The 16,472-nt window shown below is 74.6% G+C and carries 11 protein-coding genes and 1 pseudogene; 2 read left to right on the top strand and 10 right to left on the bottom strand.

Annotation, left to right across the window (positions count from 1 at the left end):
• Positions 1 to 55: 55 nt before the first annotated feature.
• From FRZ03_RS08590 to FRZ03_RS08555, 8 genes are all read right to left on the bottom strand, one after another.
• Entirely contained in the window at positions 56 to 997 is a 942-nt protein-coding gene (locus tag FRZ03_RS08590) for a TauD/TfdA family dioxygenase (protein ID WP_146464570.1), read from the bottom strand.
• A gap of 5 nt (positions 998 to 1,002) precedes the next feature.
• Complete coding sequence (locus tag FRZ03_RS08585; RefSeq protein ID WP_146464569.1) at positions 1,003 to 2,265, bottom strand: MFS transporter; 1,263 nt, start codon at positions 2,263 to 2,265, stop codon at positions 1,003 to 1,005.
• Entirely contained in the window at positions 2,262 to 7,256 is a 4,995-nt protein-coding gene (locus tag FRZ03_RS08580; protein WP_146464568.1) for a non-ribosomal peptide synthetase, read from the bottom strand. The genes FRZ03_RS08585 and FRZ03_RS08580 overlap by 4 nt, the downstream gene beginning before the upstream one ends.
• An 85-nt stretch (positions 7,257 to 7,341) precedes the next feature.
• The gene (locus FRZ03_RS08575) at positions 7,342 to 8,133 is read right to left on the bottom strand and encodes an FkbM family methyltransferase (protein WP_261398733.1); all 792 of its coding nucleotides are present in this window, start codon (positions 8,131 to 8,133) and stop codon (positions 7,342 to 7,344) included.
• Positions 8,130 to 9,488, bottom strand: coding sequence for a condensation domain-containing protein (locus FRZ03_RS08570; protein ID WP_146464567.1), 1,359 nt, complete (start codon positions 9,486 to 9,488; stop codon positions 8,130 to 8,132). Before FRZ03_RS08570 ends, FRZ03_RS08575 begins: the two co-directional genes overlap by 4 nt.
• Positions 9,485 to 9,751 carry an acyl carrier protein gene (locus tag FRZ03_RS08565; protein WP_146464614.1) on the bottom strand — a complete coding sequence of 89 codons (267 nt, stop codon included), beginning with the start codon at positions 9,749 to 9,751 and terminating at the stop codon, positions 9,485 to 9,487. Before FRZ03_RS08565 ends, FRZ03_RS08570 begins: the two co-directional genes overlap by 4 nt.
• Before the next feature lie 80 nt (positions 9,752 to 9,831).
• The gene (locus FRZ03_RS08560; RefSeq protein ID WP_146464566.1) at positions 9,832 to 11,556 is read right to left on the bottom strand and encodes a fatty acyl-AMP ligase; all 1,725 of its coding nucleotides are present in this window, start codon (positions 11,554 to 11,556) and stop codon (positions 9,832 to 9,834) included.
• Positions 11,557 to 11,741: 185 nt separating this feature from the next.
• Complete coding sequence (locus FRZ03_RS08555) at positions 11,742 to 12,341, bottom strand: TetR/AcrR family transcriptional regulator (RefSeq protein ID WP_146464565.1); 600 nt, start codon at positions 12,339 to 12,341, stop codon at positions 11,742 to 11,744.
• A gap of 69 nt (positions 12,342 to 12,410) precedes the next feature.
• On the opposite strand from FRZ03_RS08555, the gene FRZ03_RS08550 reads away from it, so the two are divergent.
• Complete coding sequence (locus tag FRZ03_RS08550; RefSeq protein ID WP_146464564.1) at positions 12,411 to 13,304, top strand: NADP-dependent oxidoreductase; 894 nt, start codon at positions 12,411 to 12,413, stop codon at positions 13,302 to 13,304.
• Between the two features lie 160 nt (positions 13,305 to 13,464).
• On the opposite strand, the gene FRZ03_RS08545 is transcribed toward FRZ03_RS08550, so the two are convergent.
• Both FRZ03_RS08545 and FRZ03_RS08540 read right to left on the bottom strand, forming a co-directional pair.
• Positions 13,465 to 15,438 carry a lamin tail domain-containing protein gene (locus tag FRZ03_RS08545; protein WP_261398732.1) on the bottom strand — a complete coding sequence of 658 codons (1,974 nt, stop codon included), beginning with the start codon at positions 15,436 to 15,438 and terminating at the stop codon, positions 13,465 to 13,467.
• 107 nt (positions 15,439 to 15,545) lie between these two features.
• Positions 15,546 to 15,878 carry a CU044_2847 family protein gene (locus FRZ03_RS08540; RefSeq protein ID WP_146464563.1) on the bottom strand — a complete coding sequence of 111 codons (333 nt, stop codon included), beginning with the start codon at positions 15,876 to 15,878 and terminating at the stop codon, positions 15,546 to 15,548.
• Positions 15,879 to 16,234: 356 nt separating this feature from the next.
• Between FRZ03_RS08540 and FRZ03_RS39705 the strand changes: the two are divergent.
• Positions 16,235 to 16,472 (top strand): annotated as a pseudogene (locus tag FRZ03_RS39705) (hypothetical protein); the annotation flags it as partial.

Raw genomic sequence — 16,472 nt, 5'->3', positions numbered from 1 at the left:
TCTCGGTGCGGTGGTCGGTGTGCGTGCGGTGACGGGGCGCGTGGATCGGCCGCCGTCAGCCGCCGTCGTACGACTCGGCCATGGCGACGGCGATCCTGCGGGGCCCGGTGAACGGCTCCCGGCCGTGCGCGGCGAGCATGTTGTCCACGATCAGCACGTCGTCCCGCCGCCAGTCGAAGCGGGTGGACTCGGCGCGGTACACGGCCCGCAGTTCCGCGACGACCTCGTCGGGGATGCGTCCGCCGTCGCCGTAGTACGTGTGCGTCGGCAGGTCCTCCTCCGGGAACATCTCCCGCAGCCCCTGCCGGATCTCGTCGGCGAGCGTGGTGACGTGGAAGAACGTCACGTGGTTGAACCACACTTCCTCGCCGGTTTCCGGGTGCACCCGGATCGCGGACCGCACGGCGGTGGTGCGCAGCCCTCCGCCGGGCCGCCATTCCGCGGCGATGCCGCGCCGCCGGCAGTACGCCTCCACGGCGGCCCGGTCCTCGGTCCGGAAGGCGTCCTGCCAGCGGCTGCCCAGGTCCGGGTGGAAGTTGCGCACGACGCGCCAGCCGCGCTCGCGGAACTCCTCGCGCACCTCGGGCGGGATCGCCGCGTGGATGCGCCGGGTGTCGGCGAGCGGCGTCGCGCCCCGGGTGTGCGCGGGGCGCGCGCAGTGGAAGAACAGGGTGCGGGGCCAGGAGGCCTGGTAGGAGTTCTCGTTGTGCAGGAAGATCTCCTCGCCCGGCGGATAGTCGGTCGAGGTGTAGACCCGGCCCTTGATGGTGCTGCGCGGCGAGGAACGCTCGGCGTATTCGAGGGGCGCGGAGCCCGTGAAGGCGTGCACCGCCTGCTCGAACCCGTCGATCCCGCCGGTGTCGAAGCCGCGCAGCAGCAGCGCTCCGTGCTCCAGGAGGCGGCCGCGCAAGGCGGCGCGGTGCCGGGTGAGGTGCTCCACGAGATCGTCGGGGCCCGCGGCCTCCACGATCGCGCTGAGGGTCGTGCCGGGCGTCATGCTGATCACTCCCTGCTGCGGGGCGTACCGGGAACGGGGTCGTCGTCGTGGTGCAGGGCGCGGCTGAGCGCGGCGGCGACGGCGAGCACGGCCAGGAGGCCGCCGATCACCACCAGGGTCGGTGTGCCGCCCCAGGCCTGGAGGGTCAGCCCGCCGAGCAGCGGGCCGAGGACGTTGGCGCCCGAACCGAGGAGGTAGACGGTGCCGACCACCCGGCCCTGCAAGGCGTCGGGGGTGATGCGCACCTGGTGGACGGCGCCGACCACGTTGAAGACGGAGCCGACGAAGCCCGTGCCCGCGAACAGCGCGCCGAGCGCCACGGGCGCATGGGTCCGGGCCATGGCGAGCACGAGCACGGCCCAGGTCGTCAGGCCGCCGACGAAGACGGTCCGCAGCCGGAAGCGGCGCTCCCACCAGCCGCCGCTCAGCGCGCCGAGCACACCGCCGAGCCCGCCGAGGCCCACGACCACGGCGAGCAGCGCCTTGTCGTGGCCGTCGTCCTTGATCAGCACGACCAGGGCCAGCGGCACCACCTGGAGCAGCAGGTTGCCGACGGACAGATAGCCCAGCGCGGCCCGCAGGAAGCGCTGCGCGAGCAGCCACCCGAGGCCGTGCGCGACCTCGTGGCGCAGGTCCGGGCGCGCCGGGGTCCGCCGCTCCTGGAAGTCCTTCCTGATCAGCAGCAGCGCGATCAGGGAGGCCAGATAGCCGAGGGCGGTGAAGGCGAACGGCGCCCAGCGGGCCAGTGCCTGCAGCAGCACCCCGCCCGGCTGCCCGAACAGCCCTGCGGCCCTGCCCCTGGCCTCGTTGCGCGAGAGCGCGGTCCGCAGCTGCGCGGGGTGCACCACATTGCGTACGGCCCCGCGTTCGGCGAGCCGGTAGAAGACGGCGAGCGTCGACTCGGTGCAGGCCACCAGGACCAGGTGGGCCAGGGAGAAGCCGCCCGCGACGAGCACCACGGCCACGCTGCCGAGGGCGAGGAAGCGGCCCGCCTCGCACAGCACCATCACCCTGCGCCGGTCCCAGCGGTCCACCAGCGCCCCGGCCGGCAACTGCACCAGGAGCTGGGGCAGCAGGGCGGCGATGGACACCGTGGACATGGCGAGGGGCGAGTCCGTGTGCCAGAGCACCAGCAGCGGGTACGACAGCGCGTTGACGCGGCTGCCGAGGAAGGACACGGCGGCCCCGGACCACAGCAGCAGGAAGTCCCGGTTCCGGCGCAGGGGCAGGACGTCCTCGGCACGCACCGCCGCCCCGCTGCCGCTCACAGCCGGTCGGCTATCTCGTCGTCGGACAGCGCGCCGGCCTCCGCCACGATGATGTCCTCGACGGCGGAGGCGAGTCCGGCGACCGTGGGGGTCTCGAAGAGGGCGCGCACCGGCAGGTCGATCTCGAAGGCTTCCTGGATCCGGGCGACGAGGCGGATGCCGGTGATCGAGTTGCCGCCTTCCGCGAAGAAGCTGTCGTGGGCGCCGGGTTCGCTGCCCAGCAGCTCGGCCCAGATGGCGGCGAGGCGCTCCTGCACGGGACCGCTGGGCGCGATCCGGCCGGCGCCGGCGGCCCGGCCGGGCGCGGGCAGGGCCCGCCGGTCGACCTTGCCGTTGGCGTTGAGCGGAATGGCGGGCACCGGGACGAAGGCGGACGGGACCCATGCCGCCGGCAGCGACCGGGCGCAGTGCTCGGCCAGCCCGGCCGCCCGCGGCGCCGGTCCGGCGGGCACGTAGTGGGCGACCAGGCGCGGCTCGCCGCCCTCGGACCGGTGGAGGCCGACGACCGCGTCGCGCACGTCCGGATGCCCGCTCAGGACGGCGCGGATCTCGCCGGGTTCGATCCGGTGGCCGCGGAGCTTGATCTGGTCGTCGGCCCGGCCGATGAACACCACGGTCCCGTCGTCGCGTTGGCGCACCAGGTCACCGGAGCGGTACAGCCGGGCGCCGGGCCGGGCGGCGAACGGGTCGGGCACGAAACGGTCGGCGGTCCACCGGGGCCGCCCGGTGTAGCCGCGGGCGACGCCGCTGCCCCCGATGCACAGCTCGCCGGTCACCCCGGTGGGCACCGGCCGCAGCTCGGCGTCCAGGACGTACTGGGTGACATTGGGCAGGGGCCGGCCGATCGGCAGGACGTCGGTGCCGATCGGGTCGGGGACGGGGTGGACGCTCGTGCCGACGGTGGCTTCGGTGGGCCCGTACTCGTTGATCAGCTCGGTGCCGGGTGCGAGGGCACGCCAGCGTTCGGCACCGGCCCGGGTGAACGGTTCCCCGGCCACCACCAGGACCGGCGCGAGCGCGGCGGCCTCGGCGGGGGTGAGCTGGTCGGCCAGCACGTCGAGGTGGCCCGGTGTCAGCTTCACGAAGGCGTAGGGTGCCGACGCGCCGAGCGCCCGGCCCAGCCCGGACAGGTCGGTGCCGGGCGGGACGACCGTGACGGCGCCACCGGTGACCAGCGGCGCCCACAGGGTGGGAACGACCAGGTCGTAGGCGACCGAGGAGAACAGCGGGGCGCCGCCCGGCCCGCGGGAGGCCAGTTCTCGGGCGGCCCAGTCCACATGGTTGGCCAGGCCCCGGTGGGTGACCTCGACCCCTTTGGCCCGGCCGGTCGAACCCGAGGTGAAGACCACGTACGCCAGCCGGTCGGGGCCCGGGTCCGCCCGCGGTGCCGCCGGGGCGGTGGCGGGCTGCCGGGCAGGCGCGCACGCCCCCTCGTCCTCGTCGAGCAGGACGGGCACCACCCCCGGGGGCGTCTCCACCAGCAGGTCCCGCACGGTGATCAGGGCCGTCACCCGTGCCTCGTCGAGCAGCGCGGTGATCCGCCCGGCCGGGTGCTCGGGATCGAGCGGCACATAGGCGGCGCCCGCCTTCCAGACCGCCGACAAAGCGGTGATCAGCTCCGGGCCGCGGTCGAGCAGCACGCCCACCCGGGACTCCGCCGCCACGCCGAGGGCGCGCAGCTGCCGGGCGAGGCGGTCGGCGCGGGCGTTCAGTTCGCCGTAGCGGAGGGTCTGTCCGCCGAGGACCACGGCGGGTGCCCGCGGGGTGCGGGCGGCCTGGTCCTCGAACCAGTCGAGGACCGTGCCGGGCCGGGTGTCGGCGGCCGTGGCGTTCCAGTCCAGCAGTTGCCGCCGCCGCTGTGCCGCCGGGATCAGCCCGATTTGTGCGAGCGGCTGATCCGGGCGGTCGGCCACCGCGCGCAGCAGCAGGGTGAAGCGGTCCGCCAGCCGTGCCACGGTGGCCTCGTCGAAGAGCCCGGTCGCGTACTCCAGCGCGGCGCCGAAGGAGCCGTCGGGCAGCAGGCGCACGAACAGCGACAGATCGGTCTTGGCGACCCGCCAGGCCCGTGCGAGGGCGGCGGCGTCCTCGGGGCGGGCGGCGACGCTGGTCGCGCCCTCGCTGTGCAGGTCGAAGGCGACCTGGTACAGGGGGGTGCGGGACAGGTCGCGCTCGGGGCTCAGTTCCTCCACCAGCCGCTCGAAGGGCAGGTCCTGGTGCGCGAAGGCGTCCCGTGCGGTGTCCCGCACCCGTTCCAGGGCCTGCCGGAAGCCGGCCGTGGCGTCCAGTCGGCAGCGCACCACCAGCGAGTTCAGGAAGAAGCCGACCGTGGACGCCGTCTCCGGCCGGTCGCGTCCCGGTACCGGGGTGCCGACCGGCACGTCCCACCGGCCGGTGTGCCGGGCCAGCAGCGCCGCGAAGGCCGTCAGCAGCGTCATGAAGGGGGTGGCGCCCTGAGCCCTGCCGAGGTCGGTCAGGCGCCGGGACACCTCGGGGTCGATCGCGAAGGACACGACCGCGCCCCGCGCGTCCCGCTCGGGCGGCCGCGGCCGGTCGGCGGGCAGTTCCAGCGGTTCGAGCCTGTCCAACTCCCGCCGCCAATGGTCGAGTTCGGCCCGGGTGTACTCCTCGGTCAGCCGCCGCCGCTGCCATGCCGCGTAGTCGGCGTACTGCACCTCGGGCACGGCGAGTACGGGCGCGCGGCCCGCCTCGTGGGCGGCGCACAGCTCGTGCAGCTCGCGCTCGATGACCGTGGTGGACCAGCCGTCGCAGCCGATGTGATGCACCGTCAACAACAGCACGTGGTCCTCACCGGTGATCCTGGCGAGCAGGGCGCGCCACAGCGGGCCGCGCTCCAGGTCGAAACCGCGCCGGAACTCCTCGCCGAACAGCGCGGCCAGCGCGCCCCGTTCGGTGTCCACGGTCCGCAACCGGGGTTCGGCGGCACTGTCGTGGGGCGCCGCGATCCGCTGCCGTGGCTCGCCGTCGACGGCCGGGTAGCGGGTGCGCAACGCCTCGTGCCGGGCGGTCAGTTCGCGCAGTGCGGCCCGGACCGCGGCCTCGCCCGTGGTGGCCGGCAACCGCAGCAGGACGGGAGCGACCCACTCGGTGCTCTTGGGGGTGAGCCGGTCCAGGAACCAGAGCCTGCGCTGCCCCGGGGAAAGCGGCAGGTCCCCGTCCCGCGGCACCGGGCGGATCGGTTCGTCGCCCGCGGACTCGGGTGCGGGCGCCGGGCCGAGCAGCCGGGCCTGGGCCTCGACCGTGGCGGCCGTGAACAGCCCGCGCAGCGGCACCCGTCCGCCCGACGCGGCGCGCAGCCGGGCGGCGAGCCGGGCGAGATGGAGCGAGGTGCCGCCGAGGGCGAAGAAGTCGTCGTGCGCGCCGATCCGCTCCCGGCCGAGCAGCTCGGTCCAGACCCCGGCGACCAGTTCCTCGGCCGCGCCGCGCGGGGCGACGTACGGCGCGCCGCCGTCACCGCGCCGTTCCTCGGCCGCGAGCAGCGCGGCCCGGTCCGCCTTGCCGCCGACCGTGAGCGGGAAGCCGTCCACCGTGCGGAAGACCGCCGGCACATGGCTCTCGGGCAGCCGGTCGGCGAGGAAGGCGCGCAGGGCCTCGTCGGCGACCGGCTCGCGGGTGGTCAGATGGGCGGCCAGCCGGTGGGCGGCGTCGCCCTCGCGGGCGCACGGCGTGACGACGGCGCCGCTGACGGCGGGGTGCTTGATCAGCACCGACTCGATCTCGCCCGGCTCGATCCGGACGCCGTTCACCTTGATCTGGTGGTCCCTCCGGCCGAGGTACTCCAGGGTCAGGTCGTCCCGCCACTGGACCAGGTCGCCGGTGCGGTACAGACGCGCGCCGGGCGGGCCGTAGGGGTCGGGCACGAAGCGCTCGGCGGTCAGGGCGGGGCGGCCCAGGTAGCCGCGGGCGACACCGGGGCCGCCCGCGTACAGCTCGCCGGGCACGCCCACCGGCACCGGTTCGCCGGACGGGCCGAGGACCAGGACCCGCATGCCGGTGATGGCGCGGCCGATGGGGACGGCCCCGGTGGTCTGCTCGGGGTCGACCCGCTGGGCGGTGACGTCGATGCTGCACTCGGTGGGCCCGTAGGTGTTCCACAGCTCGACCCGCCCCTCCGTCAACTCCTCTAGCCGGACGGCGAGTTCCGCGTACAGAGGCTCCCCGGCGGAGCACAGCAGCCGCAGCGCGCCGCAGCCGTCCCAGCCCCGGCCGTCCTCGGCCAGCAGCCGCAGCACGGACGGCACGGCCTGGAGCACGGTCACCCGGTGCCGGGCGACGGCGCCGAGCAGGGCCGCCGGGTCCCGCTCCGCGCCGGGCGGGGCGAGGACGACGGCACCGCCGCTGGTCAGGGGAGCGAAGACTTCCCAGCCGGCGGCGTCGAAGGCCATGGAGGTCTTCAGCAGCACCCGGTCCCCTGGGCCGATGCGGTGGGCGGCGACGCCCCAGCCGACCCGGCCCGCGATCCCGGCGTGGGTGACGGCGACCGCCTTGGGCCGGCCGGTCGAGCCCGAGGTGAAGACCGCGTAGGCGAGCTCGTCCGGGTCCGCCGGGCCCGCGGGCGCCGTGGCGGGCAGCCGGGCGGCCTCGGCGCGGACCCGGGCCGGCGACAGCGCCGTGGCGCCCGCGTCGCGCACCGGTCCGGCCAGCGGCTCCTCGGCGAGCACCAGGGCCGCGCCGGAGTCCCGGATCATGCCGGCCAGCCGGGCCGGCGGCTGGCCGGGGTCGAACGGGACGTAGGCCGCCGACGCCTTCCAGACCGCGAGCAGGGCGACGATCAGGTCCGGCCCGCGCTCCAGGGCCACGCCGACGAGGGTGCCGGGCCCGGCCCCGCGTCCGCGCAGCAGGTGGGCCATGCGGTTGGCCGCGCGGTCCAGGTCCCGGTAGTCGAGGGTGTGCGCGCCGTCGACGACGGCGACCGCGTGCGGCGTGCGCCGCGCTTGCTCGGCGAATCGTTCCGGCAGCAATACGGCGTTCACTACGGCTCCATGATCGCGAGAGGGGGCGGCACGAACGGACGTGAGCGGGGGCGGGTGCGGGGTGCCTCGGATGCGGCTCGTCGGTTCATCCCGGGCGACCTGCCTCGACCTCGTACAGGACCGTCCCCGTCAGCAGCGGGTCCTGTGACACGGTCACCTCGAAGCCCTTCGACCGCAGCAGCCGCGCGCACTCCGCGAGCCGCCCGCCCTCGTCGTGGGCCTCCGCGACCACCCGGTCGACGCGTGGCCAGTCCTCGTCGGCCACTCCGCGCAGCACATCGAGTTCGGCCCGCTCCACGTCCACCTTGAGCAGGTCCACCCGCGCCACCCGGTGCCGGCGGATCAGCTCGGAGACGGTGACGGCCGGGACCCGGTAGGCGACGCCCTCGTGCAGACCCTCGGTCAGCTCGGCGGCGTCCTCGGGGTCGAGTCCGGTGTTGGTGAGATAGCGCCGGGTGATCTCCCGGTCGGCCACCGGGTCGGCGAACAGCCCGGAGTTGCCCGGTGCCTGCGGGTAGTAGGTGAAGGGCAGTTCACCCGGCCGGTCGGCGACCGCCACGCACTCCGCCTCCCAAGTGGCGCAGTGCAGTTCGAGGTTGAGGCGCAGACAGGCGAACAGCTCGGGCGCCGGTTCGGCGGCGATCACCCGTACCGCCGGTGCCCCGCGGGCGCACAGCACCGACAGCAAGCCGATGTTGGCCCCGATGTCGAGGACGGTGGCGCCCGCCGGGAGCGACGCGGCCACCCGGTCGTACATTCCGGGCGGCGTCATCTCGCGCCACATCGTGGTGGCCGCGGGCACGCTGGTGCACCAGACCTCCGGCCCGTCGGGCAGGGCGACCCTGCGGGGCCGCGGTGCGCCGGGGCCGCCGGTCACGAACCGGCTCCCAGGGAGAGCAGGAAGGCCAGTTCACCGGGGTCGGTCAGGGGAACCCCGGCGATCCGGGCGCCGGGGTCGTCGAGCGAGGCCTCGACCAGCCGGAGCAGCGTGTCGCCGAGCCGCTCGATCGTGCTCGCCTCCGACACCGCGGTGTCGTGGCGGAGCATGACGGCGAAACCGCCGCCGCTCTGCACGATCTCCACGGCGAGGTCCGTCTGCCCCTCCTGCTGCGGGACGTCGAGGAGCGAGAGCCGCAGCCCCGCGTACTCGGTGTCGCCGTCCAGAAGCCCGGGGACGGGCAGCCGGTCGGCCCGGATCAACGTGATGATCGTCCGGAACAGCCGGGCCTCGTCCGGCAGTTCGACCGGGCAGCCCAGGTACCGCATGCCCGTCCCCAGCCCGCTGTGCGCGGCCCGGGCCGCCGCCCGGAAGGAGGTGCCCGCGTCGAACCGGGACACCACCGGGAAGGTGTCGATGAGGTAGCCGACGGCCTCCCGGGTCCCGGGCAGCCACCGCGTGGTGGCGGGCACGCCGACCAGCGCGTGCGCCGCGCCGCCCGAGCGGTACAGGGCGGCCTGGAAGGCGGCGAGCAGCCAGGCGAAGGGCGTCACCCCCGCGGACGCGCTCACGGCGGCCAGCCGCCCGGCGGTGTCCGGCGGCAGCAGCCGGCGCGCGGTCGCCCCGGCCGCGGGACCGCGTGCCGCCCCGCGCCGGGCGGAGGGCAGCCCGGCCGCCGGGACCCCGGCGCAGACCTGCGGCCAGTGCGCGCGGGCCAGCCGCCCGCGCGCCGATCCGGCCCGCTCCTGCTCGGCCCGTACGTACGCGTCCCACGGGACGGGCCGGGGCCGCGGCGGGGCCGGCCGCCCGTCGCGGGCCGCGGCGTAGCCGTCGAGCAGGTCCCGCAGCAGCAGGACCTGGGAGGTGGCGTCGCTGACGAGGTGGTGCGCCACCAGGACGAGGACGGTGTCGTCGTGCCGGTGGCGCAGCACGACCAGCCGGAAGACCTCCCGCGCGGGGTCCAGGCGCTCCTGTCCGACCCGGCGGGCGAGGCCGAACAGGTCGTCCTCGCCGTCCTCGACGCGCCGTTCGTCCGGTTCCGGCGCGTACCCGGTGCGCGGCTCGCGCACCGGGAGGCCGTCGGCTCCGGTGACGAAACGGGAGCGCAGCAGTTCGTGCCGCGCCACCAGGGCGGTCAGCGCACGGGCCAGCGGGGCCGCCGCCAGCTCACCGCGCACCCGCACGGCCAGGACGACGTTGAGGGCCGCGCTGTCGGGGGCGAGTTGGTGGGCGAGCCACAGCTGCCGCTGGCCCGCGGTCATCAGTGCGGGCACGGCCCCGCGAGCGCCGGTCACCCGCGCTCCAGCGCGGCCAGGAGGTGGGCGGTGAGGGCGTCGAGCGTCGGATGGTCCCAGGCGGCGGACGGTTCGAGGACCAGCCCGTATCTGTCCTCGACATCACCGCACAGGGTGAGCGCGTAGACGGAGTCCAGCCCCAGCTCGGCCAGCGGCGCGCCCGGGTCCAGCTCCTCGACCGGGCGCTCCAGGTAGTAGGCGGCCCGCTCGGACAGCCACCGCCGGATCTCGTCCGGCTCGACACGCGCGGTCGGTTCGGGCACGGGGTCTCCTGTTCGGTTCGGCGAGGGACCGTTCGGGTGTGCCCGGACGGGGGCCGGGCGCGGGCATCCGGCCTGCACGATCACCGCGGCTGCCGCACCGGGGCGAGCACGGTGCGCAGCTCGGGGTCCAGCACGGCGTGGAAGGCCTGCGGGGTCCCCGCCCGGAACAGCGTGCGCATCAGGGTCCGCTGCACCTTGCCGCTGGTGGTGCGGCGCACCTGGCCGAGGCGTACGAGGACCACCCCGCCGACCCGCACCCCCAGGCGGGCGGACAGCGCGGCCCGGGCGCGGCGCGCCAGCGCCTCGGGCCCCTCGTCCCCGAGGTCGCGGGCCCGCACCTCCTGGACGACGACGATCTCCTCGCGCGCGCCCACCGGCACCCCGAAGGCCGCGCTCGGCAGTCCGTGGAACGCGGGCTCCAGGGACCGCAGTTCCCTCTCGATGTCCTGGGGGTACAGGTTCCGCCCCCGGACGCTGATCATTTCCTTGAGCCGTCCGGTGACGAACAGCTCCCCGCCCACCCGTGCGCCCAGATCGCCGGTGCGCAGGAACCCGCCCTCGCCGGCCGCGGTGACCGCCTCGAAGACACGGGCCGTCTCCTCGGGCCGCCGCCAGTAGCCGAGCGCGACGCTGCCGCCGCGCACCCACACCTCACCGATCGTGCCCTCGGGACGCTCCCGGCCCGAGTCGGGGCCGACGATCCTGACGTCGAGCCCCCGGGCCGCCCCGCAGCCGACGAGCGGCACCGTCGCCGCGTCCGGCCCGGGTGGCCGCAGCACCCCGCCGGCCAGTCCGGCCGCGTCGAAGAGCCGTACGTCGGGCGGTTCGTCCACGGCGGCCGACGACACACAGAGCGTGGCCTCCGCCAGTCCGTACCCGGGGGTCAGCGCCTCGCGCCGGAACCCGGCGGACTCGAACCGTTCGGCGAAGCGGGCCAGGGTGGCCGGGTCGATCGGCTCGGCACCGTTGAGCGCCTGCCGCCAGCGCGACAGGTCGAGGTCCGCCGTCTGCTCCTCGCCGAGCTTGCGCGCGCACAGGTCGTACGCGAAGTCGGGCGCACAGCTGACCTCGGCGCCGTACCGGTCGATCAGCCGCAGCCAGCTCACCGGACGCTTCAGGAAGTCGGTCGGCGACATCAGCACCACCGTGCCGCCGAGGTGCAGCGGTGCCAGCAGCATGGCGATGAGGCCCATGTCGTGGTGGGCCGGCAGCCAGCTGCACCAGGTCATCCCGGAGTGCCAGCCCTGGTTGCGGGCCAGCAGCCGGATGTTGTGCACCAGCGCGCCGTGCGAGACCATCACGCCCTTCGGGTCGTCGGTGGACCCGGAGGTGTACTGGAGAAAGGCGACGGTCCGCGGTGCCACGGCCGCGGGGGTGCCGCCCCCGCCGTCGGCCGGCAGCTGCGCGCTCTCGACCAGGTCGTCGTCGAGCACGAGTGCGGCACCGCAGTCGGCCGCGATCGCGGCGATCCGCGCCTCCTGCCGCGCGTAAGTGCCCCGCGCGGGCACCGGAACCGGCAGGACACCGGCGTACAGGCAGCCGAGGAACGCCTTGGCGAACCCGGTGCCGGGGGAGAGGGAGAGCAGCACGCGCTCCCCGGGAGCGCAGCGTCCGCCGATCCACCGGCCGACCGCACGGGCGGTGGCCTCCAACGCGCCGTAGGTGACGGCCTCTTCGCGCTCTGCGGTGCAGAACCGGACGGCGACGCGCTCCGGTTGCTCCTCGGCCGTTGCCCGGAAACCGTCGGCGAAGGACCGGAACCCCGCCCCGGCCGGACCGCCCTGGACTTCCTCCGTCGCACCCACGATCCACGCCTCCTCGTCCCACCTCGCGGACGCACCCCCGGCTCCACCGGCCGGGGCCCCGCCTGCCGCAACACGACTCGGGCCGGGCGGGCGACAGCATGGTTCGGCCCGCTATACGGGCCCTATACACGTACGAGGGCCGGCGGCGGGGCGTGGCAGGGGAGCTGGACGGGTCCCGGCCGGGTTCAGGCCGGGTCGGCGGGGGAGCCGGTGGGGCGGGTGACGGCCCAGGCCGCCTCGATCATCGGGAAGATCTCGTCGAGCGCGGCCTGGGGGTCGGCCGCCTCACGGGCCACCGTGTAGGCGTCGATCACGAACCGCGCCAGCGTCCGGCAGGCGGTCGTGGTCCGGGACAGGCCGGGATCGGCGGCGAGGGCGTCCGCCAGCAGCTCCGCGTGGCGCAGCCGCATCGAGTCCTCGTAACTCCGCAGGGCGGGCGACGCGTCGATCATGCGCCAGACCGGGGCGGCCTCGTCCGCGGTGCAGTGGCGCACCAGGGCCTCGATCTCGCGCCGCAGCGCGGGGACGAGCGGCTCGTGCGGGGCCCGTTCGGTGACCGCCCGGACCAGGCTCCGCGCGAAGTGCTGGTCCTGCTCGAAGACCAGGGCCTCTTTCGAGGCGAAGTGGGAGAAGAGCGTGGTGACCGCCACGTCGGCCTCGGCGGCCACCTCGCGGATGCCCACCGCGTCATAGCCGCGTTCCAGGAACAGCCGCAGGGCGGTGTCGGCGATCTTCTGGCGGGTCGCGGCCTTCTTGCGTTCCCGGCGTCCGGTCGGCACGGTCATGCCCGCACGCTATCAAATGCGAAACTGAAACGGTTCCAAAAAGCTAACCGTTAGTGTTACTGTCGCGGCATGAAGAAAGTGAGCTTCGCCGAGTTCGGCGGTCCAGAGGTCCTGCGACTCATCGATGCCGAGGAGCCCCACGCGGGCCCCGGCCGGATACGCATCGCCGTGCGGGCGGCGGGGGTGAACCCCGTCGACTGGCGGATCCGCGAAGGCCAGGTCCTGGGGGCCCATCCGACCACGCTGCCCTCCGGGGTCGGGCTGGACGCCTCCGGGGTGGTGGACGAGGTCGGCGAGGGCGTCGAAGGAGTCGAGGTCGGCGATCACGTGTTCGGCGAAGGCTCCTGCACCTACGCCGAGTTCGCCGTGCTGTCGGCCTGGGCCCGGATGCCCGAGGGCCTGACGTTCGAGGAGGCGGCCGGCTACCCCTCCGTGGTGGAGACCGCGCTGCGCATCCTCCGGGAGGTCGGTGTGCGCTCCGGTCAGACGCTGCTGGTCAGCGGCGCGTCCGGAGGGGTCGGATCGGCGGTGCTGCAGATCGCCCGCGAGCGCGGCGTCACGGTGATCGGCACGGCCGGCGCCGCGAACCAGGACTATCTGCGTGGACTGGGAGCCCAGCCCACGACCTACGGCGAGGGCTGGGTCGAGCGGGTCCGGCGGCTCGGCCGGATCGACGCGGCCCTCGACCTGGCCGGTTCGGGCGTGATCCCCGAACTCGTCGAGCTGACCGGCGATCCGCGCAAGGTGGTCTCCATCGCCGATCTGCGCGCGCCGGAGCACGGCGTCCGGTTCTCCGGCGTGGCCGGGAGCGTCCCGGAAGCGCTCGCCGAGGCCGTCGACCTCATCTCGCGCGGCAGGCTCCACATCCCGGTCGAGAAGGCGTACCCGCTCGCCGAGGCCGCGGCGGCGCACGTCGACAGCCAGGCCGGCCACACGCGCGGGCGGCGGGTCCTGATCGTCTGAGCGGCGGCCCGCGCCGAAGCTCCCGGTGACCGGGGGGCGTTGCTCGTCACCCCGTCCGCCAGGAGCTTCATCGCCGCGTACCGCCGGGGAAGCCTCGACAGCGCCCGCGCGGGCTCACCTCGCAGAGAGCCGCCCGCACCGGCTGTTCGCGGCCGGGCCTTCAGCAGGGGAAGGTGCCGCTGTAGAGGGCGTGTCCGTACGAGGAGCTTCCGGAGCCGAAGCCGTAGACGCCGTCGTCGGTCCAGACCGCTTCGCGCGAGCCGTCGGCGCAGGCCGAGGGCGGCGCGATGGCGAAGCCCTCCAGGTTGTCGACCGGCATGACGGCCGGGTTCGTGTACGTCACGTCCGGAACGATCGCTCCGGCGGCGTCGATCTTCATCAAGGTGTGCGTCTCCCCACAGGTGTTGTCGCAGGTCGCGATGATGCGCCGGGTTCCGGCGTCGAACGTCACGTCCATCACCGAGGCCTTGCCGGTCGGGATCGTGCCGAACGTGGTGAACGTGCCGTCGGAGTTCAGGCCGTAGACGTGCAGCGTGCCGTCCCACTCCAGGCCGGCGAAGAACAGGCCCGACCCGTGCAGCGGGTAGTTCGCCGGGTCGTAGGCGGCACCGGTGAGCGGGTCGATCCAGCCGCCCGCGGTCAGCCAGCTGTCCGGCACGTAGGAGACACCCTCGAAGCCCAGGTTGGCGTCGTCCTTGCTGCCGGTGTCGAGCTGCGGGAACTGAGAGGTCATGTCCCACTGGTGGATCGGCGCGAGCGTCGATCCGGGGGCGGACGGATCGAACTCCATGATCGTGTCCTTGGGGACCGTGTTCTTGGTGTTGTCGCGCTCCGAGGTGACGTAGACGTGGCCGTTGCCGCCGACCGTCAGCCCCTCGGAGTCCGGCTCGCCGGAGCCACCGAGGAAGCGGATCTGCTTGCCGGTCGCGCTCCACGACGGGTCCGCAACCCATTTGCCGCCGCTCTTGACCAGCTTGAACAGCCAGTTCTTGTTCTTGGCCGCCCACAGCACCGACGGGTTCGACGGGTCGAACGCCAGGCCGCTCAGATCACGGCCCTCGGGGCCGGTGGAGGTGGTGAAGGCGCAGACGTCGTCGGCGATCGTGACGTCCTTTCCGCCCGGCCACACCAGGGTGCCCGCCGGGGCGGGACCGGTTCCGGTGGGTGCCTCGGGGGCGCAGCCACCGGTGAGCGAGCCGCCGCCGCCCAGCAGCCGGCCGCCGTCACCGCCGCTGCCCGCGCTGCCGCCCGAGCAGGAGTTCGCGGCCCCGAACGTCGCGGTGGCGGAGGTCCGGAACCGGCCGGTGCCGTTGGCGCAGCGCTCGCTGGACGGCTTGGCGCCGCCGGTCGCCCAGGTCACCGAGTCGATCGTGGTGCCGTTGCCGTCGGTGAGGAAGAGCGAGTCGTTGTCGCCCAGGCCGAGGGCGGAGTCGAACGTGACATAGCCGCCCGCGGGGATGCTGGTCGCGCTCGGCGAGGAGGACGAGAGGGAGACGGGGGAGTGGGTGGTGTCGTCGTCGACGTACTTCCACGCCCCGATACCGACCGCGCTGGTACCGCCGTTGTACAGCTCCACGGTGTCCGCGTCGGCCGAGGTGACCTCGTTGATCCGCACCCGGCTCGCCGCCGGGACCGACGCGGGGCAGCCAGGGGCGTTCGCGGCGCCGAACGTGGTCGCCGTGGTCGTGGTGACCCACGCGCCGGTGCCGTCGCCGCCGCAGCGCGCCATCGCCGGCTTCGCCTTGCCGGTGGCCCACCCGACGCGGTCGACCACCGTGCCGCCGGACGTGTAGAGCACCAGTTCGTCCGAGTCGCCCAGTCCCTTGGGCGAGTCGAAGGTGACGAAGCCCCCGGCCGGGATCGTGCCGGAGGACGGGCTGAACGACTGCGGCGAGAAGCTGTCGTCGGACACCTTCCAGCCGCTGACGCTCACCGCGGTCGAACCGGCGTTGAACAGCTCCACCGTGTCGTTGTTCGACGAGGTGACTTCGTTGATCCGGACGTTCTGGTAGTCGGCCGAGTCCGCGGCGGCCGCGGGCCCGGCGGCGAGCACCCCGGTGACGAGCAGTCCCGAAAACGTCAGAGCCGCGGCGCACACGGAGGCGACGCCGGCACGCGAGTGTGAGGTAGGCACGAGGCGGGACTCTCGCGACACGCCCTTGAAACAGCGTGAACTCCGGCCGAACTCCAGCTGCTGGCCGACGGAACGTCAGGCGCCCGTCGCCGTGCCGGACAGCCGGCTCACGACGTCCCGTTCTTCCACAGCACCCGGACCTTGAGATGGACCGCCCCCTCGCCCTTGGTGATGACCGCCGCCCCCACCTGCGCGGACAGGTTCACCCCGAACTCAACCTCGACCTCTTCCGGCCCCGCCTGACGCAACTGCTCCAGCACCGCACGCGCGGTCTCCCGCACCGGGACCAGCGCCTCCTGCATCGTGTGCGGCAGCTCCCGCACCGCGTCCGACACGCGCCCCGCCTTCACCGGTCCGCCCGGCTCCGGCGCGCCGGACTCCGGCACCGCCTCGAACAAGATCGTCCCGCCACCCTCGAGCGGCACCTGTGCGAATCGCATCGGCGACTCCCCCTTCGAAGAACCTCATCTTGCCCTGCCCACCACGGGGACCGGCAAGGTTCGGGGCACCTTCTCGGATCGCGGTTCCCCGGCCGCGACGGGGGACGCCGGGCCGCCACGCGCCCGCGAACGACACCGCCGTCCCCGCCGGCGGTCTCGGCCGCACCGGGTCCCCGAGCAGCCGGACGTCCGGAGCGCGACGGTGGCGGCGGCGCCGGTGGCGAGTGTCCGCGGACGGTTCCGGTCGGGCTTGATCATGTTCCCGGGGCTGGGCAGGGGGCGAGCGGCGGGGTGGCGCGATTCCGACGGGCCGTACGGCGTCACGGGGCCCGCGCGGCTGCGGATACACTAGTGGCATGTACACGCTGGGGCGGAGCCTCAAGGTCACAGCGGTGTCGGCGACGGTGGTGCTGGCCCTCACAGGGTTCTCATCAAGCCATGGTCACCGGAGCGGCAGCGGCGACGGTGGCGGCTGCAGCAACACTCGCCAGGACCACGACGGTTCATCGGCGTCGAACGACAGTGGCTCGTCCGGCAGCGACTCGTCCGGCACCGACTCGTCCGGCTCCGCGGCGAGTGGCGGTGGCGGCGGCG

Origin of the sequence: Streptomyces misionensis (assembly GCF_007896895.1) — a bacterium.
Lineage (GTDB): Bacteria > Actinomycetota > Actinomycetes > Streptomycetales > Streptomycetaceae > Streptomyces > Streptomyces misionensis_A.
The sequence above is the reverse complement of the archived record's forward strand: the minus strand, read 5'-3'. Positions and strand labels throughout refer to the sequence as shown.

Coding starts and splice junctions, on each gene's coding strand:
- FRZ03_RS08590 (WP_146464570.1), bottom strand. CDS start 997: ATGACGCCCGGCACGACCCTCAGCGCGATCGTGGAGGCCGCGGGCCCC.
- FRZ03_RS08555 (WP_146464565.1), bottom strand. CDS start 12,341: ATGACCGTGCCGACCGGACGCCGGGAACGCAAGAAGGCCGCGACCCGC.
- FRZ03_RS08550 (WP_146464564.1), top strand. CDS start 12,411: ATGAAGAAAGTGAGCTTCGCCGAGTTCGGCGGTCCAGAGGTCCTGCGA.
- FRZ03_RS08540 (WP_146464563.1), bottom strand. CDS start 15,878: ATGCGATTCGCACAGGTGCCGCTCGAGGGTGGCGGGACGATCTTGTTC.